The sequence below is a fragment of the Mycobacterium sp. genome (genome assembly GCF_050700595.1).
In the GTDB taxonomy this organism is placed as follows: domain Bacteria; phylum Actinomycetota; class Actinomycetes; order Mycobacteriales; family Mycobacteriaceae; genus Mycobacterium.
In genome coordinates this window covers 1-26,153 of sequence record NZ_JBOHHI010000052.1, presented here as the reverse complement: position 1 = coordinate 26,153, position 26,153 = coordinate 1, and the positions used below count along the sequence as shown (strand labels likewise).

The following is a 26,153-nucleotide window of genomic DNA, read 5'->3' as shown; positions in this document are numbered from 1 at the left end:
CGCTGCATCAGGCTTGCGCCCATTGTGCAATATTCCCCACTGCTGCCTCCCGTAGGAGTCTGGGCCGTATCTCAGTCCCAGTGTGGCCGGACACCCTCTCAGGCCGGCTACCCGTCGTCGCCTTGGTGGGCCATCACCCCACCAACAAGCTGATAGGCCGCGGGCCCATCCCACACCGCAAAAGCTTTCCACCACAGCACATGCATGCCGTGGTCCTATCCGGTATTAGACCCAGTTTCCCAGGCTTATCCCGAAGTGCAGGGCAGATCACCCACGTGTTACTCACCCGTTCGCCACTCGAGTACCCCCGAAGGGGCCTTTCCGTTCGACTTGCATGTGTTAAGCACGCCGCCAGCGTTCGTCCTGAGCCAGGATCAAACTCTCCAAACAAAAATCAGAGAAAACCTGACCAAACAAAACAATCCACACCCTGACACGGGGCATCAGAATGTGGCAAAAACAACAATAAACAAAACCACCAAACACACTATTGAGTTCTCAAACAACACCTGCGAACAGGCAACCCTGCCACTGTACTCGGCAGTAGAGGCGCGGTCAACTCCGATAGCCACTCCGCTGCGGGATCGGCATGAGTCGTTGAGTGGTCGCTATTCTACCCGCTCGATCTCTGCGCCGAGACCGACCAGGTTTTCCACGAACAACGGATAACCACGGTCGATATGGAAAACGTCGTGGACCTCGGTGTCGCCGTCGGCGACCAGTCCTGCCAATACCAAGCCGGCGCCGGCCCGGATATCCGAACACCAGACCGGCGCACTGGACAATTGCGGGAGACCCCGCACGACGGCATGGTGTCCGTCGGTGCGGGCGTCGGCGCCGAGGCGGATCATCTCTTCGACGAACCGGAACCGCGCCTCGAATACGTTCTCGGTGATCATCGACGTGCCATCGGCGATCGAGGCCAAGGCGATCGCCATGGGTTGCAGGTCGGTCGGGAATCCGGGAAACGGCAACGTGGCGACGTTGACGGCCTTTGGACGCTCATAGTGCGTCACCCGGAAGCTGGCGTCGGTCTGGGTGACGGTAGCGCCCGTGTCGTGGAGTTTGTGCAGCACGACCTGAAGATGCGCGGGATCAATCCCGGTCACCGTGACGTCACCGCGGGTCATTGCTGCCGCGATGCCCCAGGTGGCGGCAACGATCCGATCCCCGATCACGCGATGCTCGGTTGGGTATAGCCGCGGCACGCCGGTGATCGTCATTGTCGGCGAACCGGCGCCTTCGACTTGGGCGCCCATCTGGTTGAGCATCGTGCAGAGGTCGACCACGTCGGGTTCGCGTGCCGCATTGTGGATCGTCGTCACGCCGTCGGCCAGGACCGCGGCCATCAAGATGTTCTCGGTGGCACCAACGGACGGGAACTCGAGTTGAATCTCCGCACCACGCAAGGTGTCCGCTTGCGCAACGACGCAGCCATGCTCGATATTGCAGGTGGCACCCAGCTGCCGCAGTCCGGCCTGGTGCATATCGAGGGGCCGTGATCCGATGGCGTCACCGCCGGGCAGCGCGACCTTGGCCCGCTTGCACCTGCCGACCAGCGGCCCCAACACGCAGACCGAGGCCCGGAACTGGCGGACCGCGGCGAAGTCGGCGTCATACTTCGGTTCGTCCGGGGAAGTGATGCGCACGGTTGCCCCGGCCAGTTCGATGGTGGCGCCCAGGCCGCGCAGCACCTCTGCCATCAACGGAACATCGAGGATATCGGGACAGTTGGTGATCGTGCTGGTGCCCTCGGCCAGCAGCGCCGCGGCCATCAACTTGAGCACGCTGTTCTTGGCACCCCCGACAGCGACTTCGCCCGACAACCGGCGTCCACCGGTCACCACGAAACGCTCTGCCACCCGGGTAAGTTTAGCCACGGACTCGCCCTGTCAGTCAGCCAGGACTTCAGCGCGCGGTACCGTTTTGACTTATGGCAGTCCACCTGACCCGCATCTATACCCGCACCGGCGACGACGGAACTACCGGGTTGAGTGATTTCTCCCGGGTCTCGAAGAACGATCCACGTCTGGCGGCCTATGCGGACTGCGATGAGGCCAACGCGGCGATCGGGGTGGTGATCGTGCTGGGAGAGCCGGAGCAGCGGATCACCGACGTGCTGCGGCAGATCCAAAACGACCTGTTCGACGCCGGTGCGGACCTTTCGACCCCGATCGTGGAAAATCCGAAGCACCCTCCGCTGCGCGTCACCCAGCCCTACATCGATCGGCTGGAGGTGTGGTGTGACGATTTCAACGAAACCCTGTCGCCACTGAATTCGTTTGTGCTGCCGGGTGGTTCACGGCTTTCAGCGCTGCTGCATGTCGCCCGAACCGTGGTGCGGCGCGCCGAGCGTTCGGCGTGGGCAGCCGTCGAGCAGCACCCCTCCGACGTCAGCACGCTACCCGCGAAGTACCTGAATCGATTGTCGGACCTGCTATTCATCTTGTCCCGGCTGGCCAACCCCAACGGCGACGTGCTCTGGCAGCCCGGCGGCGGACAGTCGGAGCAGCCCGCAAACTAAGCCGAATCTCACGTCGTGCGACGGCGCGCACGCGGTGACGGACGCGATTCCAGCCACGATAGGAATGCGGTCAATGCTCCCCGGTCCAAGGCGATTTCATAGCCCTCTGTGCGGTCCTGAGATGCATCGCGCAGTTCCACGATGGCGATCTCCTCGGTCATGATGTCGAACTCGTCGCCGCGCGGTGCGCGGCGCGAAAGAATTTCGGTATGACGCCTGCTGAGTCGGCGATCCGGCCATAGCCGCACACTGGAGAGCCGGTAGAACGCGGCTTCCCCACCCCGATAGCGGACCACACCGTGACGCCAACCATGACCGCCGACCGCGGGAATGTCGCGCATGATCGCTGCCGTACCGCCCTGACGTAGCTTCCACAGCCGGTAACTCAAGGCGAGGACGGCGAGCCCCAATGCGGCGATCAGCGCGACCATACCGATCATGGGCGCGCTCATCGGTCGCGCACCCGCTAGTCGATCGCGCCGACCGCGCGCAATCTGGCGCGGCCCCTGGCGGCGATGCGAGGATCGTCGGACTCCGAATCCTTTTTGGCGGCTGCCTCGTCGATCTCCGATTCGAATTCCGCGGATTCAGCCAAAATGCTGACCCCCTCCTCGGTCACCGATAGGAAGCCACCGTCCACTGCGATGCGCAGGTCCTTCTCGCCCTCGCGTTCTACGCGCACCATTGCGTCGTCAACCAGCTGAGCCACCAACGGGATATGCCGTGGCAAGATACCGATTTCGCCGACGGTGGTGCGAGTGAACAGGAACGTCGCCTGCCCCGACCAGATCTTCCGGTCGACGGCGACGATCTCGACATCCAACTCGGCCATGTCACGCGCACCTTTCGCCGCTGAACCTTCGCTGTTGACCGGACCCCATCACAGCTTGGCGCCGTAGCTCTCAGCCTTCTTGGCCAAGTCGTCAAGACCTCCGATCAGGAAGAAGGCCTGCTCGGGCACGTGGTCGAAGTCGCCCTTGGCCAATTTGTCGAATGCCTCGATGGTCTCCTTTAGCGGCACCGTCGAACCGGGCTGACCGGTGAACTGTTCGGCTGCCATCATGTTCTGCGAGAGGAACCGCTCGATACGCCGAGCTCGGTTCACCTGCTGCTTGTCCTCCTCGGATAGCTCGTCGATACCGAGGATCGCAATGATGTCCTGAAGGTCCTTGTAGCGCTGCAGGATTCGGATGACTTCCTGCGCGACGCGGTAGTGCTCATCGCCGACAACACCAGGGTCGAGGATAGTGGAGCTGGACGCCAATGGGTCCACGGCGGGGAAGATGCCCTTGGAAAACACCGCACGGCTCAACTCGGTAGTGGCATCCAGGTGCGCAAAGGTCGTCGCCGGTGCCGGGTCCGTGTAGTCATCGGCCGGGACGTACACCGCCTGCATCGACGTGATGGACCGGCCCCGCGTCGAGGTGATGCGTTCCTGCAACTCACCCATCTCGTCGGCCAGCGTCGGCTGATATCCCACTGCCGACGGCATCCGGCCGAGCAGCGTCGACACCTCCGATCCGGCCTGGGTGAACCGGAAGATATTGTCAATGAACAGCAGCACGTCCTGCCCCTGCTCGTCGCGGAAGTACTCCGCCATCGTCAACGCGGACAACGCAACCCGCATACGGGTGCCGGGCGGCTCGTCCATCTGGCCGAAAACCAGCGCGGTGTCTTTGAGCACATCGGCTTCGCCGAGCTCGACCCACAGGTCGTTACCTTCGCGGGTGCGCTCGCCGACGCCGGCGAACACCGAGGTTCCGCCGAAGTTGCGAGCGATGCGGTTGATCATCTCCTGGATCAGCACCGTCTTGCCCACGCCTGCACCGCCGAACAGTGCGATCTTGCCGCCGCGCACGTACGGCGTGAGCAGGTCGACGACCTTCAGCCCTGTTTCCAGCATTTCGGTGCGCGGCTCCAGCTCGTCGAAAGCCGGCGGCTTACGATGAATAGGCCAACGGTCGAAATCTTTGCCGTAGTCCTTCTCGTCCAAGCAGTCGCCCAGCGCGTTGAAAACGTGGCCCTTGACCCCGTCACCGACCGGCACCGAAATCGAGTCGCGGGTGTCGATCACCTCGACCCCGCGCACCAGCCCGTCGGTGGGCTGCAGCGAGATACACCGAACCAGGCTGTCGCCGAGGTGATGGGCGACCTCCAACGTCAACGTTTTCGCGAGATCCTCAAAAGTAATTTCCGCGTGTAGCGCGTTGAACAGCTGCGGCACGGAACCCCGCGGGAATTCGACGTCGACGACGGGCCCGGTAACCCGTACCACCCGGCCGTTGCTGTCGGTCTTTTCTTTCTTAGCCGACTTGGTAGTAGCAGCCATATCTTCTTCGCTTCCTGGTGGGGCCTTAGTTGAAAGCCTCGGCGAGCGCGTTTGCGCCACCGACGATTTCGCTGATTTCCTGAGTGATCTGACCCTGCCGCTCGCGGTTGGCCGCAAGCGTGAGCTCCTTGATGAGGTCGTCGGCATTGTCGGTGGCCGACTTCATCGCGCGCTGGCGTGACGCTAACTCCGACGCCGCGGATTCCAAGAGTGCCGCATACACGCGAGTGGTCAGATACCGCGGCAGCAGCGACTCGAACACCGTTGTGGCGTCCGGCTCAAACGAGTACAGCGTATGCAGGCCGGTATCTTCTCCGACGTACTCGACCATCATCGGCGCGATACGGTGTGCCTCAGCCGATTGCGACATCATCGACTTGAACTCGGTGTAAACGATGTGTAGCTCATCCACACTGACGATGTCTGATTCCTGATCTTCACGGCCGTCACCGGTACCGGTAGCGGCCATGAACGCATCGACCAGTGTGGAAGCGATCTCCGCCGCATTCTCATAGCGAGGTTGCTCGGAGAACCCGGTCCACGACTGGGCAATGTCCCAATTCCGGAATGTATAGTAATTCAACGCCTTACGGCCGACCGTATATATTACTGGCGTCTTGCCTTCGTCCCTCAGTAAAGAAAATAATTCCTCGGTTCGACGAAAGATGCTGGAGTTGTAGGCACCACAGAGTCCACGGTCGGATGACACCACCAAGACACCAGCCCGCGTCCGGTCCGGGCGCTCGACCAGCAGCGGATGGTCCAGAGCTGCTTCGCTGGCCAGGGTGGTGAGCATCCGGGTGATCCCGGTGACATACGGGCGGGTCGACGCAAGTCTGGCCTGCGCCCTTCCGATGCGCGACGTCGCGATCAGCTCTTGAGCTTTGGTGATCTTCTTGATCGACCCCGCGGAACGGATCCGGTCCCGCAATTCTCGAAGTGTCGCAGCCATCTTCGATCACTTCTTCTTCTTGGGGGCGGGCTTGTGGACTTGCACCGCTTCTTTACCCAGCTTTTCTTCGTCAAGAGCTTCCACGTGCTCGTCGGGCACCACCGATCCGCCGCCGGTTGCCGCGAAACCCTTCTTGAAGTTATTGACCACCTCGGTCAGCTTGTCGGTGGTCTCCTCGGTGAGCTTCTGCGATTCCCTGATCTCGGAGAGGATGTCCTCCTCGGAAGCTCGGACGTGATCGAGGAATTCGGTTTCGAAGCGATTGATGTCTTCGACTGGAACCGAATCCAGATGACCTGCCGTGCCCAGGAAGATCGAAACCACCTGCTCTTCAACGGGCATCGGGCGAAATTGCGGTTGTTTGAGCATTTCGACCAACCGCGCGCCCCGCTCCAACTGTGCTTTCGACGTGGCGTCCAGATCGGAGGCGAAGGCCGCGAACGACTCCAACTCGCGGTACTGTGACAGATCCAGCCGCAGTGATCCGGCCACTTCCTTCATGGCCTTGATCTGGGCATTACCACCAACTCGGGACACCGACACACCAACGTTGATAGCAGGGCGCACACCCTGGTTGAACAGGTCGGACTCCAGGAAACACTGCCCGTCGGTGATCGAAATGACATTGGTCGGGATGTACGCCGAGATGTCGTTGGCCTTGGTCTCGATGATCGGCAGACCGGTCAGCGAGCCGCCGCCGAGGTCGTCGGACAGCTTGGCGCAACGCTCCAGTAGCCGGGAGTGCAGGTAGAACACGTCACCTGGGTAGGCTTCGCGGCCCGGCGGACGACGCAGCAGCAGCGAGATCGCGCGGTAGGCCTCGGCCTGTTTGGAAAGATCGTCGAAGACGATCAGCACGTGCTTGCCGTCGTACATCCAGTGCTGGGCGATTGCCGAACCTGTATAGGGCGCAAGCCATTTGAAACCCGCGGAATCCGATGCCGGCGCGGCGACGATCGTGGTGTAGTCCATCGCGCCGCCCTCTTCGAGGGTGTGATGGACTGCGGCGATCGTGGTGCCCTTCTGACCGATGGCTACGTAGACGCACCGCACCTGCTTTTGGGGATCATCGGACTCCCAGTTTTGGCGCTGGTTGAGGATCGTGTCGACGCACACCGCGGTCTTACCGGTCTTGCGGTCGCCGATAATCAGCTGGCGCTGACCGCGTCCGATCGGTGTCATCGAGTCGATGGCTTTGATACCGGTCTGCAGCGGCTCTTTGACGCCCTGGCGCTGCACCACCGAGGGCGCCTGGATCTCCAACGCTCTGCGGGCCTCGGGTTCGATGTCCCCGCGACCATCGATCGGCTGGCCAAGCGGGTTGACCACCCGGCCGAGGAACGCGTCGCCGACCGGAACCGAGAGCACTTCGCCGGTGCGCTTGACCTGCTGGCCTTCTGCGATGTTTTCGAAGTCACCGAGGATCACCGTGCCGACGCTGTGTTCGTCCAGGTTGAGGGCCACGCCCAGAATTCCACCCGGAAACTCCAGTAGTTCTTGGGTCATCACCGACGGCAGGCCCTCGACGTGCGCGATACCGTCCCCGGCGTCGATGACCGTGCCGACCTCCTCGCGCGCGGTGTCGGAGGTGAAGGAGCTAACGTACTCCTCGATTGCCCCCTGGATGTCGTCAGCGGAGATTGTCAACTCTGCCATGGCTTTTCGTCTTCCTGCTTGTTGATTGTGGTATCTGGTTTGTAGTTAAGTCTGGTGAGTGTTTCAGTCTGGTAGCTGAGTTTTGGCTGTGGCGAGACGAGACGAGAGCGTACCGTCGATCACCTCGTCGCCGACCGAGATCGACAGGCTGCCCAGTAGCTTGGGGTCGACCTGCATCTGCACCGTCACCGGATGGCCGTAGATGCGGCTCAGCACCTCGGTGAGGCGGGTGCGCTGGGCGTCACTGAGTTCGGCGGAGGCACTGACGTCTGCGACGACTTCGCCCCGGCGAGCCACCGCGACTTCGGCCAGCCCATGCACCGCGTCTTCGGCCGGTTCACCTCGCAACAACTCGACCGTCTGGGTCAGCAGCGCGGCCGCTATCGGGTTGACCCCGTTGCCCGCACTCTGGAGTACGTTGCGCAGCAGCTGGACTCGGCCTTCGGCAGGGACCGCGTAGTCGCCCAGAAGGATGGACAGCCGCGGTTGCGCGTCAAGAATGCGGCCGAACCGAAACAGTTGGTCTTCCACTTCGTCAACTTGGCCGGCCCGTTCGGCACGCATCAACAAGGCCTGCCGTGCAATATGTTCGACGACGTCGACCAGATCCGAATTTACGGACCAGCGTGCCGACACGGCACCACGGAGTACATCGAGCGCGGGTTCGGAGACCTTGCCCGAGATCAGTCGCTCGATCAGCCGGACTCTGGCCGCGGCATCCTCGGACGGCACCGTCAGATATCGGGTGATGACGATCTCGCGGTTGAATAAATCGGCAACCGATGCCAGGTCGTCGGCGAGGGTGGAGAGCCCCTTGTCGTCGAGGTCCTTAGCGATTTCGTCGAACCGAGCCACCAGACCGGCCAAGGCGTCTCGGCTGGCCGAGCGCATCTTCGTCAGCATGGGATACTCGACGTCGGCCTCGGCCGGTGCCATCGCGTCGAGGTCGTCGAGAAAGCGATCAATGGTGGCCGACCGCCGGGCCGAGTCGGCGACATGATCACGCACCAATTCCCCGGCCCGCCGTACGGATTCGTAGCCGAGATCCTGCCTGAGTTGCCGAATTAGCTGCCCGCGCAGCAATTCGACATGCTTTTCACCCTGCACTTTGATGCGTTCGACCTCGAGGTCGGCCTGGGCTCGTAGTTGTTCGGCGATACGCTCGGCGTCGGCACGGGCCTCCTCGGTTACCCGTTGCGCCTCGGCCTTGGCCTCCTCGAGCGCCTTCTCGTGCGACCGGCTCGCCTCGGTGAGCCGGTCGGCAGCGGTTGCCGCCTCCTCCAGTTCCTGGCGCACCGTGTTTTGTCGATCGACCATCAGCCTGCGCACCGGTGGAACCACGAAGCGCCACACCATCCACACGATGACCGCGAACCCGGCCAGCTGTCCGATGAACGTCGACATTTTGGCTACCGCCTCGACCCGCTTGTAGTCGCGGTTTTGCTGGCGATGTCGACGCCGAGAATCCGGCCGGCAAGTGTCGCGGACATGGTTTCCACGTGTGAGCGCAGATCCGCTGCCACCGCGTCACCCTCTTGCTTGAGTTGCTCGCCGGCATGTTGCAGTGTCGAGCCCACCTGCTCCTCGGCTCGAGCACGCATATCGTCGATGACCTTGCGGCCCTCTGCCCGGGCATCGTCGCGGGCGGCGGACGCCTTGAGCCGGGCTTCCGACATCGCTTTCTCGTAGTCGGCCTGGGCGGCGGCGAACTGCTCGGCCGACTTCTTTTGGTCGGCAAGTGTCTTGGTGACCATGTTCTCGCGCTCGTGCAGCACCTTCATGATCGGCGGCACCACGAAAGTGCCGATCACGCCGAGCACGACCAAGAAAATGACCAGCTCAACGAAGAAGGTGCCGTTGGGAATGAGGAAGTTGTTGCTTTCCTCGGCTAGCTGCATGCCACCCATGTCAGCCGATTACTTGAAGGGGTTGGCGAAGACGAACAGCGCCATGAACGCCAGGTTGATGAAGTACATCGCCTCCACCAGACCGACAGTGATGAAGAACGGCGTGAACAACCGGCCCTGAGCCTCGGGCTGGCGGGCGACGCCGGAAATCAGTGCGTTACCGGCGATACCGTCACCGATGGCGGCTCCGACCGCGCCGCCGCCCAAGATCAGCCCACCGCCGATGAGAGCGCCCATCGCGATTTGTGGATCTACTGATGGCATTTCATATCCTCCTTGGTATCTGGTAGCGGTCTACCAGGTTTCTGTTGTGGTCCCTGCGCCGGACAATGTTTCAGTGTTCTTCCAGCTCCATCGCCTGAGAGAAGTACAAGATGGTCAGCAGCGCGAAGATGAACGCCTGGATCAACCCGACGAACAAGTCGAATGCCTTCCAGATGGCGTTGGGAGCCCACATGACATACCACGGGAACAGCGCGATCAGCGCCACCAGGATGCCGCCGGCGAAGATATTGCCGAAGAGTCGCAGCGACAACGAGATCGGTTTGGCCACCTCTTCGACCAAGTTGAACGGGGCCATGAACGCGACGTGGCCCTTGAGCACCCGGAATGGATGACCGACGACACCACGGCGCCAGATGCCGGCCACGTGGTAGCAGACGAAGACGAACAACGCCAGCGCCAGCACGTAGTTGATGTCCGCGGCCGCCGACTTGAGCAGCTCAGTGGTCTGTCCTTTGTCGGTGTACTGCAGCGGGAGCACCGAAAGCCAGTTGGAGACCAGGATGTACACGAAAATCGTGACCGCCAGTGGTAACACGAACGGCGCGATCCGCATGCCGATCGCGTTTTCGATCTGAGTGCGCATCCCGATGGTGATCGCTTCGAAGAACAACTGCACACCACCCGGCACACCGGACGAAGTGACCTTGGCCCGCAGGAAGAAGGCCAGCGCGATCACGATTACCGCCGCGATGGCGCTCGACAGAATCGTGTCAGTGTTGACGGTTAGCCCGAACCATGTGGCGGTGCTGTGCTCGCCGACCTCGATGCCGGCCTCGGCCAAAAGCACCTCAGTCATCGCTGTCTCCCCTCCCCTCAGTACCGCTGCCGGTTGGAGCAGCCTGGGCGGCTCCCGTTCGCAGCTTCTTCCACACGGGCAGAGCGGTGCTCAGCACCAGCAGCACCTGGAAAAGCGCAAGTCCGAACACTACGCCCAGCCCCTCGGGCCGGAACACGAACGCGATGATCAGGGCGATCACCGAGATGACCAGTAACCGGCCCGCCGAGTTCAGCGCCATCTTCGCCTTCAGCGGGTGCGCATCTGCGGTGATCACCGCGACCGAACGTCGCACACCGAGGGCATTGAGCAAACCCATCAGAAGCCCGATTCCGAAGAACACACCGACCCCCGGGTGGCCAACCGAGCCCGCGGCAAGCACCGCCACAGCGGTCAACGCAAGCGAGATGATGAGCAGCCGAATCGGCCGGAACGCAACGGAGGGAAACACCAACGGCGCATCCTGCGCTGGCGTTGTCACTGCTGCACCTCAGTCCTCGCTCGGGGGAGTAGTTGCCTAGGTTGATCGTTGCGTGGCCCGTAGAGCGTATCGAAGGGCGATCATCGCACTGGAATCACCCACGCAGTAGCTCCCCATGTCGGTCGTACGTCGGCGCGATCGGAGGTGAATCCGACGGCCGGGTAGCCGGCAACCCGCGAGGTTTGTTCGGGTTCTAGCTGCACCGTATCACACGACAGACGACACTACTACTCCTCGTCGTAGAGATCGTCCCGGCGGCGTAGCAGCGGGATCAGCGTGACGATGGTCGCGATCACAATCGCACCCAGCATCACCGCTCCGGTGTCGCGCGGATCGAAGAAAATCGTGCTCGCCATGCCGAACGCGACGATGCCCACCCACAGATAGATCAGCAGCACCACGCGGCGATGCGAATGGCCGATCTGCAGCAGCCGGTGGTGCAGGTGCATCTTGTCGGGGCTGAACGCACTGCGACCCGCGCGGGTGCGGCGCACGATCGCCAGCAATAGGTCGAGCATCGGCACGAACATGACGGCCACGACCAAAAGGAACGGCGAGAGTAGAGCAAACACATCGCGGGCGCCGTATGCATTCTGCGAGATCGGTCCCGCGGCGGTTGTCGACGCGGCGGCCAGCATCAGGCCGATCAGCATCGAGCCGGAATCCCCCATGAAGATTTTGGCCCGGTGGAAGTTGTGCGGCAGAAATCCCAGGCAGGCTCCTGCGAGCACCACCGAAATCACCGCGGGCGGGTAGAACAGCACGTCGCCGCCGTGGGCGTGCAGCAAGCCGACGGAGAACATGCAGATCGCCGATGCGGTGATGAGGCCCAGTCCGGCGGCCAGCCCGTCGAGGCCGTCGACGAAGTTCATCGCGTTGATGATCGACACGGTCAGCGCCAACGTGAGCAGAATCGAGGAGACCTGGTCCAACACGATGGTGCCGACGCCGCCGAGCGGGATGTAGAGCACGCTCCAGGCGACTCCCATGGTGACCAGCACACTGGCCGCGGTGATCTGGCCCGCGAATTTGGTCAGCGCATCCAGCCCCCATCGATCGTCGATCAGACCGATGGCCACAATCACCGCGCTCGCGACCAACACCGCCGGCATGCCCGAGGAGTAGACGAAGCCGCGGGTGAGCGCCGGCAATTGCGATGCGAGAAAGACAGCGGCGATGACCCCGAGGTACATCGCCAGGCCGCCCATCCGCGGCGTCGGCGTCACGTGGACGTCACGCTCACGCGGATAGGCCACCGCGCCGAACCGGCTAGCCAGCACGCGCACCGGTCCGGTCGCGAAATAGGTGACGATCGCGGCGGTCAGTCCCACCAGCGCTAATTCGCGCAGCGGGACACCGGCACCGCGATCGGAGAAGGCGAGCAGACCGCCCGCCAGGCTGTCCACGTCAGATCAACCGGTCAAAGCCGCGGGGTCCATGCCGAGTACCGTACCGATGCGCTCGGCGCTGACCGGCCCCGGACGCAGGATGCGTGGTATGGCACCGGTCAGGTCCAGAATCGTCGAAGCCGACTGCTGCGCAGCGGGTCCCGCGTCGAGATAGACCTCGACACGATCTCCGAGTTGGCGACGAGCGTCCTCGACGTCGACGGCCGGCGGGCTGCCGGAGATATTGGCGCTGGACACCGCCATCGGCCCCACCTCGCGCAGCAATTCGATCGCCACCGGATGCAGCGGCATCCGCAGCATCACCGTGCCGCGGGCGTCGCCGAGGTCCCACTGCAGCGACGGAGCCTGTCGCACCACCAAGCTCAGCGCGCCCGGCCAGAATGCCCGGATCAGATCCCGGGCCATCTGCGGGACGGTGAGGGCCAGGCCGTCGATGGTGTGCCAGGAGCCCACCAGCACCGGCACCGGCATATCGCGCCCGCGACCCTTCGCCGACAGCAGCGCGGCCACCGCTGCACCATCGAAGGCGTCGGCGCCGACGCCGTAGACGGTGTCCGTCGGCATAACCACCAGTCGGCCGTTTTTGACCGCCCCGATCGCCGCCGCGATACCGCGGGCGCGTTGGTCGGGGTCCGCACAGTCGAACAGGTCGCTCACTGGTTGCCCCTTCTGCGGGCGGTCACGAACCTGGGCCGGCCGGTAAGGTCGGATCGGGCCACGATGCCATCGAAACGCCCTGTACCGCCGATTAATTGGGCAGTCAGCTGTGATGTCGAGTCGTCGTGCTCGACGGCGAACAATCCGCCTGGGCGCAGCCAGCGCCCGGCAAGTCCCACGACCGCGGTGATCACTGTCATGCCGTCCGGGCCACCGAACACCGCGTGCGGCGGATCGTATTGGGAAACTTCGGGTTCCAGCTCAACGTCATCGGGAACGTAGGGCGGGTTGGCCACCACGAGGTCGGCTTGACCGTCAAGCTCGCCGAGCACGCCCGGCATGGTGACGTCAGCATGCAACAACTCCACCCCGCTGCCGGACGAGTTCTGTCGCGCGTAGACAAGGGCCGCTTCGGAGTCGTCGACGCCCACAACCCGGGCTGTCGGCCAGTGCCGCGACAGTGCGAGGGCCAGCCCGCCAGATCCGGTACACAGGTCGACGATGAGAGGCTGCGCCGGAAGTAGTTGTGCGAGAGCCCATTCCAGCATCGCCTCTGTTTCCGGCCGCGGGATGAACACGCCCGGGCCGACGAATAATGTTACCGGCCCGAAAGACACGGTGCCGGTCAGGTGTTGCAGCGGTACCCGACGCGACCGCTCGATGACCGCGGCGTGGTAACGCGTGAAGAAATCGTCATCGGGTTGGTCGAATAGCGGCAGACGTCCACGCTCGATACCGGCGAGATGTGCGGCCAACTCCTCGGCGTCGTATCGCGCGGAGTCGATACCCGCCCCGGCCAATAACGCTGTGGCGGAATCGATCGCCCGGCTCAGGCGCATCATGCCTGTTGCAGCCGGGACTGTCGGTCGGCCGCACTCAGCGCGTCGAACAACGCGTCCAGATCGCCATCGAGCACCTGGTCGAGATTGTGTGCCTTGTACCCGATGCGGTGGTCGGTGACCCGGTTCTCCGGGAAGTTGTAAGTGCGGATGCGTTCGCTGCGGTCCACCGTGCGGATCTGGCTGGCCCGATCAGCCGACGCCTCGGCCAGGGCCTGCTCCTCGGCCATCGCCTGCAGCCGGGCGGCCAGGACCTGCATTGCACGGGCCTTGTTCTGCAGCTGGGACCGCTCGTTTTGGCAAGTGACCACAATCCCGGTGGGCAGGTGAGTGATTCGCACCGCCGAGTCGGTGGTGTTGACGCCCTGGCCGCCCTTACCGGAGGAGCGGTAGACATCGATGCGCAGATCCGACTCGTCGATCTGCACCTCGGCGACCTCCTCGGGCTCCGGATACACCAGCACGCCGGCGGCCGATGTGTGCACACGCCCTTGGGCTTCGGTCACCGGGACTCGTTGCACCCGATGCACGCCGCCCTCGAACTTCATTCGGCACCATACCCCGTCGGCGGAAGCCCCCTTGCCAGCACCCTTACGGGCAATCGCCAGCGTGGCGTCCTTGTAACCGCCCAGATCCGAATAGGTCTCGTCGAGCACCGTCACCGTCCAGCCGTGTCGCTCGGCGTAACGGATGTACATCCGGGCCAAATCGGCGGCGAACAGCGCCGATTCCTCTCCGCCTTCCCCGGACTTGACCTCGAGCACGATGTCGTCGGCATCATGCGGATCACGCGGTGCCAACATGTCGGTGAGCTGGGTGTCAAGCTCAATCGCCCGCCCTTCGAGTTCGGTGACGTCAGCCGCGAACGACTCATCCGAGGCCGCCAGTTCGCGTGCCGTCTCCAGGTCACCGCGCACCGACTCCAGCTTGCGGTGGGTAGCGACGATCGGCGCCAACTGGGCGAACCGACGACCGACCTTGCGGGCATTAGCAGGATTGCTGTGCAAATCGGGTTCGGCCAGTTGTCGCTCGAGGTCGGCGTGTTCGGCCAGTATCGCGTCGATGGCCTGCCCGCTTTGCGTCATCGCTGACCCTTTCCGAAAACGAGGCCGACTGCACCGAACACAAAACGACGCCCGGCCTGCGCGGGTTCCGCGACGGGCCGGGCGTCTGTTCGGCTACTTGTCGGCCGAAGCCTCTTTTTCAGAGCCGGCCTTGCGCTTGCCGTAGCGCTTCTCGAAGCGGGCCACCCGACCGCCGCTGTCCAAGATCTTCTGCTTGCCGGTGTAGAACGGGTGGCACTGCGAGCAGACCTCGACAACGATGCGGCCGCCTTGCTTGGTGCTGCGGGTTTGGAAAGTGTTGCCGCAGCCGCAGACGACGGTGGTCTCACCGTATGCCGGATGAATGCCAGATTTCATGATGTCCTCTTCAATCGTCGGCCGCCGGGCCGCCCACATCGCGCTGATGGTCGGACGTGAAGTGCGAACCTGAGGTGTCGGCGGTTGATTATGCCAGGTCAGCCACTCTCAGCCCAAACGCGGGGATACCCGTGCGCATTCCCGGCCGGGGCTGACGGCATAGGCGGTGCCGCGTCCTACCCGCATCCACAGCAGGCCGCCTTCCGGGGTGGCGCCGCGGGCCGTCAGTTCCCGCTTGAGGATCTTGTTGGTCGCCGTGGTCGGCAGGCGGTCGGTGATCCAGACATAGCGCGGCCAGGCCTTGGGTGACAGGTCGGGTTGGCCGCCCAGGAACGCGCCGAACTCCTCCGGCGTCAACTCGGCGTCGTCGGCCAGCACGAGGGCGGCCATCACCTGGTCGCCGACCTGCTCGTCGGGCACCGCATACACCGCGACCTGCCTGATGGCCGGTACCCGCTGCAGGATCCGCTCGATCGGGGCAGTCGTCATGTTTTCCCCGTCGACTCTCAACCAGTCACCGCTGCGGCCGGCGAAGTAGATCCAGCCGTCCTGGTCGCGGTAGGCGAGGTCACCCGACCAGTAGATCCCGCGCCGAAGGCGCGCGCCGGTGGCGTCGGGGTCGTTGTAATAGCCGGCGAACAGCCCGGCGCCCGACGTATTGACCAATTCGCCGATCGCTTCCTCGGCATTTGTCAGCGCGCCGTCGTCGTCGAACGCGGCGACCGGGCATTCGGCCAGCGTGTCGGGGTCGTGGATGGCCACCCCCGGAAAGCCGCGACCCAGCGAGCCGGGCGGGCAGCCCTCTTCGCGAGTGATGATGATCGCGCCCTCGGTGGAGCCGAAACCATCCCACACCGTGCAATCGAAGCGCCGGCTGAACTCCGCGATATCGCGGTCGCTGGCCTCGTTGCCGAACGCTACCCGCAGCGGGTTGTCGTGGTCATCGGGGCGCTCGGCGGTGGCCAGCACGTAGGCCAGCGGCTTGCCGACGTAGTTCATGAAGGTGGCGCCGTAGCGGCGCAGATCGGGCAGCAAACCCGACGCCGAAAACGTCGCCGGCACCATCGCCGCACCGGCGCCCACCGCAACGCTCCAGCCCGCGAGCAGCGCGTTCGAGTGGAACAGCGGCATCGACAGGTAGCAGATATCGGAGGCTGTGACGTCGAACCGCTCGATCAGCGTCGTGCCGGCGAACAACACGGTCAGGTGCGTGACCTGCACGGCCTTGGGCTCGCCGCTGGTGCCGGAGGTGAAGATCATCATGAAGGTGTCGGTCGGTGCCACCTCGCGGTGCGGCGTCAGGGCCCCGGCCGCCGCCAGCAGCCCCGTCCACTCACTACTCGAGATGCCGACCACTCGTACGCCGGGCAAGTCCAGGCCGTCGAGCAGGTCACGGTGCGCGGGGTCGGTGAGCAGGATCTGGCAGTCGGCCCGCAGGATGTCGTGAGCCAGTGCGGTGCCGCGGCGGGTGTCGTTGATGCCGCACAACACAAAGCCGCCCAGCGCCGCGGCCGCCATCGCGGTGAGCATCTCGGGGGTGTTGCCCAGCAGCGCACCGACGTGCAGCGGTCGTTCGCGGTCGGCGATGCCGATCAGGGCGGCGGCGACTGCGGAGGCATCCGCGAGATGCTCGTCCCAGCACCACTCCCGGTCACCGCATTTGACCGCGGGGCTGCGGTCGCCCAGCCGCTCGCGAAGCAGTTGCTGCAGGGTGTCCGCCACGGCTCATCACCCTATGCCGCGGTTAGTCGTTGTCCATGCCCCCAGGTGTCGTCTTGGACACCTGCATCAGGAACTCGTAGTTGCTCTTGGTCTTGCGCAGCTGGTTCATCAGCAGGTCGATGGCCTGGTGTGAATCCAACCCGGACAGCACCCGACGCAGCTTGTGCACGACCGCGAACTCGTCGGGCGGCAGCAGCAGTTCGTCTTTGCGGGTGCCGGACGGGTTCACGTCGACCGCGGGGAACACCCGTCGTTCGGCGATCTTGCGGTCCAGCTTGAGTTCTGCGTTGCCGGTGCCCTTGAACTCCTCGAAAATGACTGTGTCACCGGTAGATCCAGTCTCGACCATGGCGGTGGCGATGATGGTCAGCGACCCGCCTCCCTCGATGTTGCGTGCCGCACCGAGGAACCGCTTCGGTGGGTACAGCGCCGTCGAGTCGACACCGCCGGACAGGATTCGCCCCGAAGCCGGCGACGAATTGTTGTAGGCGCGTCCCAGCCGGGTGATGGAGTCGAGCAGCACCACAACGTCCTTGCCCTGTTCGACGAGCCGCTTGGCGCGCTCGATCGCCAACTCGGCAACCGACGTGTGATCCGACGGCGGCCGGTCGAAGGTGGACGCGATGACTTCACCCTTGACCGAGCGCTGCATGTCGGTGACCTCCTCAGGGCGCTCGTCGACGAGCACGACCATGAGGTGGCATTCCGGGTTGTTCTCGGCGATTGCGTTTGCAGTGTCTTGCAGAATCGTCGTCTTACCGGCCTTCGGCGGCGACACGATCAACGCGCGCTGGCCCTTACCGATCGGCATGATCAAATCGATCACCCGGGTGGTCAGCCGGTCTGAGCTGGTTTCCAGACGAAGTCGCTGATTCGGGTACAGCGGGGTGAGTTTGCCGAATTCCGGACGCTTTTTGGCATCTTCGACCGGGGCACCGTTCACACTGTCGAGCCGCACCAACGGGTTGAACTTCTGCCGCGGATTTTGCCCACCGCCTTCCCCTTCTCGGGGCACCCGCACAGCACCGGTAACCGCGTCGCCGCGGCGCAAGCCGTTCTTGCGCACCATGTTCATCGACACGTAGACGTCGTGGGGACCGGCCAGATATCCGGACGTACGCACGAACGCGTAGTTGTCGAGCACGTCGAGAATTCCGGCTACCGGCTGGACGACGTCGTCCTCGCGCAGTTCGGTTTCACCGCCGTCGCCCGACCGCTCGCCGCGGCGCCTGCGTTCCCGGAACCGACGGCCCCGACGGCCCTGCCGTCCTTCGCCGTCGTCGTCGCCGCCACGGTTCTGTTGCCCGGTCCCGTCTTTTTGGCCCTGCTGATCGCTGTCCCTATCCGACTCGTCGGACTTGGTGTCCCGTTGGTCACGTCCGCGCTTATCGGTGTCGGACTGCCCGGCCTTCTCGCCCTGTTTGCTCTGCTCAGAGTCGGCGGCAGGTGTTCCCGCCCCGCGCGAGGCGACGCGCCGTTCCCGTCGGGCTGCCTCGGCGTTGCCGGGATTCTCGTCGTCTTGAGACGACGGGCCGCTGGCCTGGGCACCGTTGGCCTGCCCTCGGCTTTGCCGGATCGCCGCAATCAGTTCGTTCTTACGCATCCCCGAAGTGCCCTTGACACCGGCCCGATTGGCCAGCGCGCGAAGTTCGGGAAGCACCATGGTGGACAGCGAACCGTCCGACCCGGTGTTGGTTTCCACCGCCGACGCGGATGTGTCCGACGCGGTGGGAGTGTCTGTGCTCACGGAATCTGACAGCTTGTTGTCTTCGGTGCTGTCGTCAGCCGTGACGAGGTCCGTATCAGTCACGGATTTCCTTTCTTCCCTCGCTGATCAGGTCACGCGAGGGGTTCGTCGCATTCAGCCAAATCGCTGAGTGCTGCCAACCATCGTCTCTGCAACGGCGATCGCCGGGTTTAACGATTTAAACGGCGAACCATCGTCAACGAGAAGAATTGGTGGTCGTCCTGGTGGCACGCAGTGTGTATGCATGATGCAGAAGCTGCGATTGCTGGACGGCTCCGAGGATAACGCGCTTCGTTGCCGGAAGCAAGAAACGGCCACCCCCGTGCCGGCCGGCGTCAACTGGGAACGGCCACGCCGGAACTCCAGCGAACTCCGTCGCCGGCCCTCATCTCGCCGATGGCAAACCCGTTTGCGGCACCATACTGGATGGCCTCAGAAGGCAGTTCCGGCTCTGTGCTCAGCGCGACAACCGCGGGCCCGGCACCAGAAAGTACCGCCGCGATGCGATAACGCCGCAACAGTCGAAGGTATTCCGCCGACGCCGGCATCGCGGCAGCCCGCTGCGGCTGGTGCAGCACGTCCTCGGTGGCCGCCATCAGTAGATCGGGTCGCTCGGTCAACGCGACCACCAACAACGCGGCACGGCTGACGTTGAACCGCGCGTCGACGTGGCTGACCTGTGCGGAAAGCATCGCCCGGGTCTCGGCCGTCGAGGACTGCTCCTCGGGGATCGCCGGAAACAGGTGGATGTCTGGGTGAAGCCGCAACGGCACCGCGGCGTAGCCGGGCGGATCACAGCTGCTGTCGATCCACGACACCACCGCTCCGCCCAGCACGGCAGCGGCGGCGTTGTCGGGATGGCCTTCGTACTCCGAGGACAGCTGGATGAGTTCGCTCTCGCTCAGTGGGGTCAAATCAGCTTGAGCCAGAAGCCCATTGACGGCCGCCAGGCCACCGACCACCGCTGCGGCGGACGAACCCATACCGCGGGAATGTGGGATGGCGTTGCGACAACGGACCACCAGACCCGGGGCGCCGACCCCGGCCGCGCGCAACCCGGTCTTCACCGCCCGGACGACCAGATGATCGGCGTTTAGCGGGAGTTGGCCCGCGCCCTCGCCCTCGACTTGTACGGCCAAGCCGGAATCCGTGGTTTCGACGACAATTTCGTCGTAGAGACCCAACGCCAGGGCGATGCTGTCGAAGCCGGGCCCGAGATTGGCACTGGACGATGCGACGACGGCGCTCGCCAACAGCCCGGGAGCCAGCGTCTGTGTCACTGGAGCGCCGCCACTAGACCCGATGAGTGGCGACCCGCTGCACCCGGCTCCGCCGCGCTCGCGATCGCCACTAGACCAGTCCCAACTTCGCGACCACGGCGACGGGGTCGACGGGCACCGGGGACACCCTCGGCAAGTCCTTTAACGCCGTATCCGGGTCCTTGAGGCCATTGCCGGTCACCGTACACACCACGGTCGATCCAGCCGGCACCCAGCCGTCCTCGATCGACTTGAGTAGACCGGCGATGCCGGCCGCCGACGCGGGTTCGACGAACACCCCCTCCGCACGCGCGACCAGGTGGTACGCCGCCAGGATCTCCTCGTCGGTGGCCGCCAAGAAGCGCCCGTGGGACTGCTGCTGCGCCTCGACGGCCGACGACCACGACGCCGGCGAGCCGATGCGGATCGCGGTGGCGATGGTCTCGGGCTGGCTCACCGGCTTGCCCAACACCAACGGCGCGGCGCCGGCGGCCTGAGTGCCCAGCATGCGCGGCAGTTTGTCGGTGACTCCCTCAGCGTGATATTCGGTGTAGCCCTTCCAGTACGCGGTGATGTTCCCCGCGTTGCCGACCGGCAGCGCGTGCACGTCCGGTGCGGCACCCAGCACGTCGACGATTTCGAACGCGGCCGTTTTCTGCCCCTCGATGCGCAGTGGGTTGACCGAGTTGACCAGCGAGATGGTTGGAAAGTCAGCGGCCATTTTGCGGGCGAGTTCCAGGCAGTCGTCGAAGTTTCCGTCGATCTGGATGATCTTGGCGCCGTGCATCACCGCCTGTGCGAGCTTGCCCATCGCGATCTTGCCCTGCGGTATCAGGACCGCACAGGTGATCCCCGCACGGGCCGCGTATGCCGCCGCCGACGCCGACGTGTTGCCGGTCGACGCGCACAGCACGGCCTGCTGCCCGCGGGCCACGGCGTCGGTGACCGCCATCGTCATGCCACGGTCCTTGAACGAACCGGTGGGGTTAAGGCCCTCGACCTTCAAATGCACCGTGCAGCCGGTCTGCTCGGAGAGCGTGGCCGCGTGGATCAGCGGGGTGCCGCCCTCCAGCAGCGTGATCGGCGTCCAGTCGTCGCCGACCGGCAACCGGTCACGGTAGGCCGCTATCACGCCCGGCCAGGGCCGATGTGTGCTCGTCTCGGCGGCACTCGTGGAGCTCATGGGCTCGTTCCCTCCAGTCGCAGCACACTGGCTACAGCCTGCACCACGTCCAGGTCGGCCAGCGCGCCGACAGTCTCGGACAGCGCGGCCTCGGTGGCCCGGTGGGTGACGACCACGATGCGGGCGCCAACCCGCCGGCCGTCCTCGTCGGCCACGCCTTCCTGGCGGACTTCGGCGATGCTGACTTCCCGCCTGGCGAATTCGGATGCGACCGTGGACAAAACACCCGGCTTGTCGGCAACGTGCATGCTGACGTAATAGCGGGTCGAGATCAGTCCGATCGGGGCGATGGCCAGCCGAGCGTACTGCGACTCGCGTGGCCCGCGACCGCCGAGTACCCGGTTGCGGGCAGCCATTACCAAATCACCGGTTACCGCCGATGCGGTTGGCGCCCCACCGGCGCCCTGTCCGTAAAACATCAGCCGGCCGGCAGCCTCGGCCTCGACCACGACTGCGTTGAACGCACCGTTGACCGTGGCCAGTGGGTGCGACAACGGCACCAGTGCCGGGTAGACCCGCGCCGAAATCCGTTGCTGCCCATTATCGGTAGTGATTCGTTCGCAGATGGACAGCGGCTTGATGGCGCAGCCGAGCGCCCGGGCGGAGGCGAAGTCGTCCGAGGTGATCCTGGTGATGCCCTCGCGGTATACGTCGTCGGCGGTGACCCGGGTGTGAAACGCGATGGACGCCAGAATCGCGGTTTTCGCCGCGGCGTCATAGCCTTCGACGTCGGCGGTGGGGTCGGCCTCGGCGTACCCGAGTGCGATGGCGTCGGCCAGCGCGTTCGCGTAATCGACACCGGTGCTGCCCATCTCGGAGAGGATGTAATTGGTGGTGCCGTTGACGATGCCGGCCACCCACTGCACGGTGTCGCCGGCCAGCGACTCGGTCAGCGGTCGGATCACCGGGATGGCGCCGGCCACTGCCGCCTCGAAATACATGTCGACGTGGGCGCTTTCAGCGGCCTGGGCGAGTTCGCCGGTCGACTTCGACAGCAACGCCTTGTTCGCGGTGACGACGGACTTGCCGTGCTCGAGTGCCGAGAGGATCGCCTTGCGGGCCGGCTCGACCGGACCCATCAGTTCGACGACGATGTCGACGTCCTCGCGAGAAACCAGTTCTTCGATGTTGTCGGTGAGTAGATCGACCGGCACACCCCGATCGGCGGCAACCCGACGCACGCCGACGCCGCGCAGCACCAGTGGCGCACCGATTCGGGCCGCGAGGTCCTCGGCGCTGTGGTCGATGATGCGGACAACCTCGCTACCGACGTTGCCCAATCCCAGGACCGCTACGCCGACCGGCTTTCCGTCATCATTCATGTGCGCCACTCCTCACCTCCAGACTCAGCAGATCGTCGAACGTCTCCCGACGCAGGATCAGCCGGGCGCGCCCGTCGCGCACGGCCACCACCGCCGGCCGGCCGATCAGGTTGTAGCGGCTCGAGAGCGAATAGCAGTAAGCACCCGTTGCGGCCACCGCGACCAGGTCACCCGGTTGCAGGTCTGCCGGGACCCAGCTATCTCGTACGAGGATATCGCCGCTCTCGCAGTGCTTACCGACGACCCGTGCCAGCGTCGGAGCCGCTGCACTGGCCCGGGACGCCAGCCGCACGTCGTACTCCGCGCCATAGAGCGCGGTGCGGATGTTGTCACTCATGCCACCGTCGACGCTGACGTAGCGACGGTGTGCCGTCGCGCTCACATCGACGTCCTTGACGGTGCCGACCTCATAGAGGGTAATTGTCCCGGGGCCCGCGATGGCGCGCCCGGGTTCGACGACCAGCCTGGGCGGCTGCAGGCCCACCGCCTCGGATTCGTTGCGCACGATCGCGCCGAGTTTGGCCGCCAGCTCGCTCACCGGCGGCGGGTCATCGGGCGGCAGGTACGAGATCCCCAGTCCGCCACCAAGATCGACGGTGGAGATCTGGCTGGTCTTGTCCACACCGAACTCGGCAACGACGTCACGTAGTAAACCGATGACGCGGTGCGCGGCCAGTTCGAACCCGCCGACGTCGAAGATCTGCGACCCGATATGACTGTGCAGGCCCACCAATCTGAGGTGATCGGCGGCGAACACCCGCCGCACCGCTGCCATCGCCGCACCGTTGGCCAGCGACAGCCCGAATTTCTGGTCTTCGTGAGCGGTGGAGATGAACTCGTGGGTATGCGCCTCGACCCCGACGGTGACGCGGACCAGCACATCCTGGACGACGCCGGCCTCGGCGGCCACGGCGTCGAGGCGCTCGATCTCGGCCATCGAGTCGAGCACGACATGCCCGACACCGGCTTTGACCGCGGCGGTCAACTCTGCGACCGATTTGTTGTTGCCGTGCAGGGCGATCCGCTCCGGTGGGAACTGTGCGTGCAGCGCCACGGCGAGCTCACCGCCGGTGGCCACGTCGAGTGAGAGGCCCTCTTCGTCGACCCAGCGCGCGATCTCACTGGACAGGAAGGCTTTGGCGGCATAGTAAACGTTGTGCCCGCCGCCGAAAGCGGCCGCGATTTCCCGGCAGCGGGAGCGGAAGTCGTCTTCGTCGATCACGAACAGCGGTGTGCCATATTCTCGCGCCAACTCGGTAGCCGCGACGCCGGCGATACTAATCATCCCGCTGTCGTCACGAAGTACGTTGCGGGGCCAGACATTCGGTGCTAGCCGCAACATCTCTTGCGCCGTCGATGGTCGCGGCGGAATGCCCGAATGATGCATCTCTTCGGCGTGCCGGGGCCCGGCTGGATGGGCGTTCACATTCGCTCCGGGGCGTTGACTCCCAGGATGGCCAATCCATTGGCGATGACCTGGCGGGTAGCCTGGCACAGCGCCAGGCGCGCGGTGTGCAGTTCGCCTGCTTGTTCGTCGCCTTGCGGCAACACCCGGCACGAGTCGTAGAACCGGTGGTAATCACCGGCCAGGTCCTCCAGGTAGCGGCACACCCGGTGGGGTTCCCGCAAGGCTGCCGCGCTCTTCAGCACCCGCGGGAACTCGCCGAGAGCGCGGATCAGCGTGCCCTCCTTGTCGTGGGTGAGCAGCTCCAGGTGGCTGGTGTCGGGGATCAGGCCGAGTTCCGCGGCGTTACGGGCCAGCGCGGAAAGCCGGGCATGCGCGTATTGAACGTAGTAGACCGGGTTTTCGTTGGACGCCGATGACCACAGGGCCAGGTCGATGTCGATCGGGGTGTCCACCGAGGAGCGGATCAGGCTGTAGCGGGCGGCGTCGACGCCGATCGCATCGACGAGGTCGTCGAGGGTGATCACCGTGCCGGCCCGCTTGCTCATCTTCACCGGCTGGCCGTCGCGGACCAGGTTCACCATTTGGCCGATGAGCACCTCGACGTTCGCCGGGTCGTCGCCGAACGCGGCCGCTGCGGCTTTGAGCCGCGAGATGTAGCCGTGGTGGTCGGCGCCGAGCATGTAGATGCACAAGTCGAAGCCGCGTTGCCGCTTGTCCAGGTAGTAGGCGAGATCGCCGGCGATGTAGGCCGGGCGGCCGTCGCTTTTGATCACGACCCGGTCCTTGTCGTCACCAAAAGCACTGGAACGCAGCCACGTTGCGCCGTCCTTCTCATAGACGTTGCCCTTTTCGCGAAGCTGCGCGATCGCTTGGTCGACACGGCCGCTGGTGTGCATCGACTCTTCGTGGGTGTAGACGTCGAAGTCGGTGCCGAAGTCGTGCAACGACTGCTTGATATGCGCGAACATCAAGTCGACGCCGATTTCCCGGAACGTTTCGTGCTGCTCGGCCTCGGGCAGGGTCAACGCGTCGGGCGCCTTCTGCAAAACCTGCGCGGCGATGTCGGCGATGTAGCTGCCCGCGTAGCCATCCTTGGGCGTCGGCTCCCCTTTCGCGGCGGCGATCAGCGAGTTGGTGAACCGGTCGATCTGCGCGCCGTGGTCGTTGAAGTAGTACTCGCGCACCACGTCGGCGCCCTGCGTCGTCAGCAACCGGCCCAGCGCGTCACCGACAGCTGCCCAGCGGGTGCCGCCGATGTGGATGGGACCGGTGGGGTTGGCCGAAACGAACTCCAGGTTGATCTTGTGGCCGGCCTCGGTGTCGGAATGGCCGAACGTGCTGCCCGCGTCGATGATGTTGTGGACGATGACGCCCTGCGCCGACGCCGCCAGCCGCAGGTTGATAAAGCCCGGCCCGGCCACCTCGGCCGAGGCGATTCCGTCGGCCCGGGCCAGCACCTCGGCGAGCCACCCGGCCAGTTCACGCGGGTTGGCCCCGACCTTCTTGGCGACCTGCAGCGCCAGGTTGCTGGCGTAATCGCCGTGCTCGGGGTTGCGGGGCCGCTCGACGGTGACCGTCGGCGGCAGCGCGGCGGTGTCGAGGCCGCGCTCGCGCAACACCGCGGTCGCGGTGGTCTTGAGCAGCTCGGCCAGGTCAGCGGGGGTCACGAAGAACTATCCTATGGGCTGTGCTGCTGACGACCCGAATCCGTTCCGGTGCTCGGCTGCCCGCCGTTATGCGTTAGTCTGTCGGGGCCCGCTGGCGCAGCATCTCACGCGTGCGCCCCCGTAGCTCAGGGGATAGAGCGTCTGCCTCCGGAGCAGAAGGCCGCAGGTTCGAATCCTGTCGGGGGCACTCATGTTTCAGCTGCTCAGGCGGTATCCCTTGCGCCCGCCCTCGTCCACGTTTCTGCACTGAGGTCGATCGGGTACCCGTCGGCGCATGAACAAATCGATGCGCTTCGCTGCCACAACGATTATGTCTGCCACTTTGGGCCTGGCGGGCTTGTGCGCCACGGTTGACGCCCAGGCTCCTGCCCGGCCACCCGCGCCGGATTACCCGTGCGCGGGTCAACCCTACGGCCCCGGGTGGGGTCCTGACTGCGACGACCCGGGACCCGGCGCGGGTGGATACGGCCCGGCTGGGCCTGGCGTAGGGGGTGACGACCCAGGATCCGGTGGTTGGGGCCCCGGTGGTCAGGGACCTGGCGGCGGTAACGGCGGCGGCGACAACGGCGCCGGCGGGGGCGGCACCGGCCAGGGCGAGCACTAGGCCCCG

24 protein-coding genes, 1 tRNA gene and 1 rRNA gene are annotated in these 26,153 nt (G+C 64.8%); 2 read left to right on the top strand and 24 right to left on the bottom strand.

Annotation, left to right across the window (positions count from 1 at the left end; all coding sequences use genetic code 11):
• Together ACRDTL_RS04895 and murA are read right to left on the bottom strand one after the other, a co-directional pair.
• Nucleotides 1-390: ribosomal RNA gene (locus tag ACRDTL_RS04895) — 16S ribosomal RNA — on the bottom strand; the annotation flags it as partial.
• 218 nt (nucleotides 391-608) lie between these two features.
• Complete coding sequence (gene murA, locus ACRDTL_RS04890; protein WP_431505594.1) at nucleotides 609-1,862, bottom strand: UDP-N-acetylglucosamine 1-carboxyvinyltransferase; 1,254 nt, start codon at nucleotides 1,860-1,862, stop codon at nucleotides 609-611.
• A gap of 71 nt (nucleotides 1,863-1,933) precedes the next feature.
• Here murA and ACRDTL_RS04885 point away from each other — a divergent pair, with 71 nt between their 5' ends.
• A complete protein-coding gene (locus ACRDTL_RS04885) occupies nucleotides 1,934-2,524 on the top strand; it encodes a cob(I)yrinic acid a,c-diamide adenosyltransferase (RefSeq protein ID WP_431505593.1) in 591 nt (196 codons plus the stop codon).
• Between the two features lie 8 nt (nucleotides 2,525-2,532).
• Here the strand turns inward: ACRDTL_RS04885 and ACRDTL_RS04880 are convergent, their stop codons facing one another.
• The 22 genes from ACRDTL_RS04880 to argS all read right to left on the bottom strand — a co-directional run bounded on the left by ACRDTL_RS04880 (nucleotide 2,533) and on the right by argS (nucleotide 25,543).
• Entirely contained in the window at nucleotides 2,533-2,976 is a 444-nt protein-coding gene (locus tag ACRDTL_RS04880; protein ID WP_431505592.1) for a DUF2550 domain-containing protein, read from the bottom strand.
• 14 nt (nucleotides 2,977-2,990) lie between these two features.
• Nucleotides 2,991-3,356 (bottom strand): F0F1 ATP synthase subunit epsilon, encoded by a 366-nt coding sequence (locus ACRDTL_RS04875; protein WP_431505591.1) that lies wholly within the window; start codon nucleotides 3,354-3,356, stop codon nucleotides 2,991-2,993.
• A 48-nt stretch (nucleotides 3,357-3,404) separates the two neighbouring features.
• On the bottom strand, nucleotides 3,405-4,853 hold the full coding sequence (gene atpD / locus ACRDTL_RS04870) for a F0F1 ATP synthase subunit beta (protein ID WP_431505590.1): 1,449 nt from the start codon (nucleotides 4,851-4,853) through the stop codon (nucleotides 3,405-3,407).
• A 25-nt stretch (nucleotides 4,854-4,878) separates the two neighbouring features.
• Complete coding sequence (locus ACRDTL_RS04865) at nucleotides 4,879-5,805, bottom strand: F0F1 ATP synthase subunit gamma (RefSeq protein ID WP_431505589.1); 927 nt, start codon at nucleotides 5,803-5,805, stop codon at nucleotides 4,879-4,881.
• 6 nt (nucleotides 5,806-5,811) lie between these two features.
• On the bottom strand, nucleotides 5,812-7,461 hold the full coding sequence (gene atpA, locus ACRDTL_RS04860) for a F0F1 ATP synthase subunit alpha (RefSeq protein WP_431505588.1): 1,650 nt from the start codon (nucleotides 7,459-7,461) through the stop codon (nucleotides 5,812-5,814).
• Nucleotides 7,462-7,524: 63 nt separating this feature from the next.
• Entirely contained in the window at nucleotides 7,525-8,865 is a 1,341-nt protein-coding gene (locus ACRDTL_RS04855) for a F0F1 ATP synthase subunit B/delta (protein ID WP_431505587.1), read from the bottom strand.
• Nucleotides 8,866-8,870: 5 nt separating this feature from the next.
• Nucleotides 8,871-9,368, bottom strand: a complete 498-nt coding sequence (locus ACRDTL_RS04850) for a F0F1 ATP synthase subunit B (RefSeq protein WP_431505586.1) — start codon at nucleotides 9,366-9,368, stop codon at nucleotides 8,871-8,873.
• 9 nt (nucleotides 9,369-9,377) lie between these two features.
• Nucleotides 9,378-9,632, bottom strand: coding sequence for a F0F1 ATP synthase subunit C (locus ACRDTL_RS04845; protein ID WP_431505585.1), 255 nt, complete (start codon nucleotides 9,630-9,632; stop codon nucleotides 9,378-9,380).
• A gap of 70 nt (nucleotides 9,633-9,702) precedes the next feature.
• Nucleotides 9,703-10,449, bottom strand: a complete 747-nt coding sequence (atpB, locus tag ACRDTL_RS04840) for a F0F1 ATP synthase subunit A (protein ID WP_431505584.1) — start codon at nucleotides 10,447-10,449, stop codon at nucleotides 9,703-9,705.
• Entirely contained in the window at nucleotides 10,442-10,909 is a 468-nt protein-coding gene (locus ACRDTL_RS04835; RefSeq protein ID WP_431505583.1) for an ATP synthase subunit I, read from the bottom strand. Before ACRDTL_RS04835 ends, atpB begins: the two co-directional genes overlap by 8 nt.
• Nucleotides 10,910-11,136: 227 nt before the next feature.
• The gene (locus tag ACRDTL_RS04830; RefSeq protein ID WP_431505582.1) at nucleotides 11,137-12,315 is read right to left on the bottom strand and encodes a glycosyltransferase family 4 protein; all 1,179 of its coding nucleotides are present in this window, start codon (nucleotides 12,313-12,315) and stop codon (nucleotides 11,137-11,139) included.
• A 6-nt stretch (nucleotides 12,316-12,321) separates the two neighbouring features.
• The gene (locus ACRDTL_RS04825) at nucleotides 12,322-12,975 is read right to left on the bottom strand and encodes an L-threonylcarbamoyladenylate synthase (RefSeq protein ID WP_431505581.1); all 654 of its coding nucleotides are present in this window, start codon (nucleotides 12,973-12,975) and stop codon (nucleotides 12,322-12,324) included.
• Nucleotides 12,972-13,817, bottom strand: a complete 846-nt coding sequence (gene prmC / locus ACRDTL_RS04820) for a peptide chain release factor N(5)-glutamine methyltransferase (RefSeq protein WP_431505580.1) — start codon at nucleotides 13,815-13,817, stop codon at nucleotides 12,972-12,974. The genes ACRDTL_RS04825 and prmC overlap by 4 nt, the downstream gene beginning before the upstream one ends.
• The gene (gene prfA / locus ACRDTL_RS04815; protein WP_431505579.1) at nucleotides 13,814-14,899 is read right to left on the bottom strand and encodes a peptide chain release factor 1; all 1,086 of its coding nucleotides are present in this window, start codon (nucleotides 14,897-14,899) and stop codon (nucleotides 13,814-13,816) included. The genes prmC and prfA overlap by 4 nt, the downstream gene beginning before the upstream one ends.
• A gap of 93 nt (nucleotides 14,900-14,992) precedes the next feature.
• Nucleotides 14,993-15,235 carry a 50S ribosomal protein L31 gene (gene rpmE, locus ACRDTL_RS04810; protein WP_431505596.1) on the bottom strand — a complete coding sequence of 81 codons (243 nt, stop codon included), beginning with the start codon at nucleotides 15,233-15,235 and terminating at the stop codon, nucleotides 14,993-14,995.
• A 108-nt stretch (nucleotides 15,236-15,343) separates the two neighbouring features.
• Nucleotides 15,344-16,957 carry a fatty-acid--CoA ligase FadD1 gene (fadD1, locus tag ACRDTL_RS04805; RefSeq protein ID WP_431505578.1) on the bottom strand — a complete coding sequence of 538 codons (1,614 nt, stop codon included), beginning with the start codon at nucleotides 16,955-16,957 and terminating at the stop codon, nucleotides 15,344-15,346.
• A 22-nt stretch (nucleotides 16,958-16,979) separates the two neighbouring features.
• A complete protein-coding gene (rho, locus tag ACRDTL_RS04800) occupies nucleotides 16,980-18,767 on the bottom strand; it encodes a transcription termination factor Rho (RefSeq protein ID WP_431505577.1) in 1,788 nt (595 codons plus the stop codon).
• Between the two features lie 272 nt (nucleotides 18,768-19,039).
• The gene (gene thrB / locus ACRDTL_RS04795) at nucleotides 19,040-19,984 is read right to left on the bottom strand and encodes a homoserine kinase (protein ID WP_431505576.1); all 945 of its coding nucleotides are present in this window, start codon (nucleotides 19,982-19,984) and stop codon (nucleotides 19,040-19,042) included.
• 70 nt (nucleotides 19,985-20,054) lie between these two features.
• A complete protein-coding gene (gene thrC, locus ACRDTL_RS04790) occupies nucleotides 20,055-21,146 on the bottom strand; it encodes a threonine synthase (RefSeq protein WP_431505575.1) in 1,092 nt (363 codons plus the stop codon).
• Nucleotides 21,143-22,468 (bottom strand): homoserine dehydrogenase, encoded by a 1,326-nt coding sequence (locus tag ACRDTL_RS04785; protein ID WP_431505574.1) that lies wholly within the window; start codon nucleotides 22,466-22,468, stop codon nucleotides 21,143-21,145. Before ACRDTL_RS04785 ends, thrC begins: the two co-directional genes overlap by 4 nt.
• Nucleotides 22,461-23,855 carry a diaminopimelate decarboxylase gene (gene lysA / locus ACRDTL_RS04780; protein ID WP_431505595.1) on the bottom strand — a complete coding sequence of 465 codons (1,395 nt, stop codon included), beginning with the start codon at nucleotides 23,853-23,855 and terminating at the stop codon, nucleotides 22,461-22,463. The genes ACRDTL_RS04785 and lysA overlap by 8 nt, the downstream gene beginning before the upstream one ends.
• A 35-nt stretch (nucleotides 23,856-23,890) precedes the next feature.
• Nucleotides 23,891-25,543: an arginine--tRNA ligase gene (gene argS / locus ACRDTL_RS04775; RefSeq protein ID WP_431505573.1), complete on the bottom strand. Its 1,653-nt coding sequence runs from the start codon at nucleotides 25,541-25,543 to the stop codon at nucleotides 23,891-23,893.
• 114 nt (nucleotides 25,544-25,657) lie between these two features.
• Here argS and ACRDTL_RS04770 point away from each other — a divergent pair.
• Nucleotides 25,658-25,730, top strand: a tRNA-Arg gene (locus ACRDTL_RS04770).
• The last annotated feature ends 423 nt before the right edge of the window (nucleotides 25,731-26,153 follow it).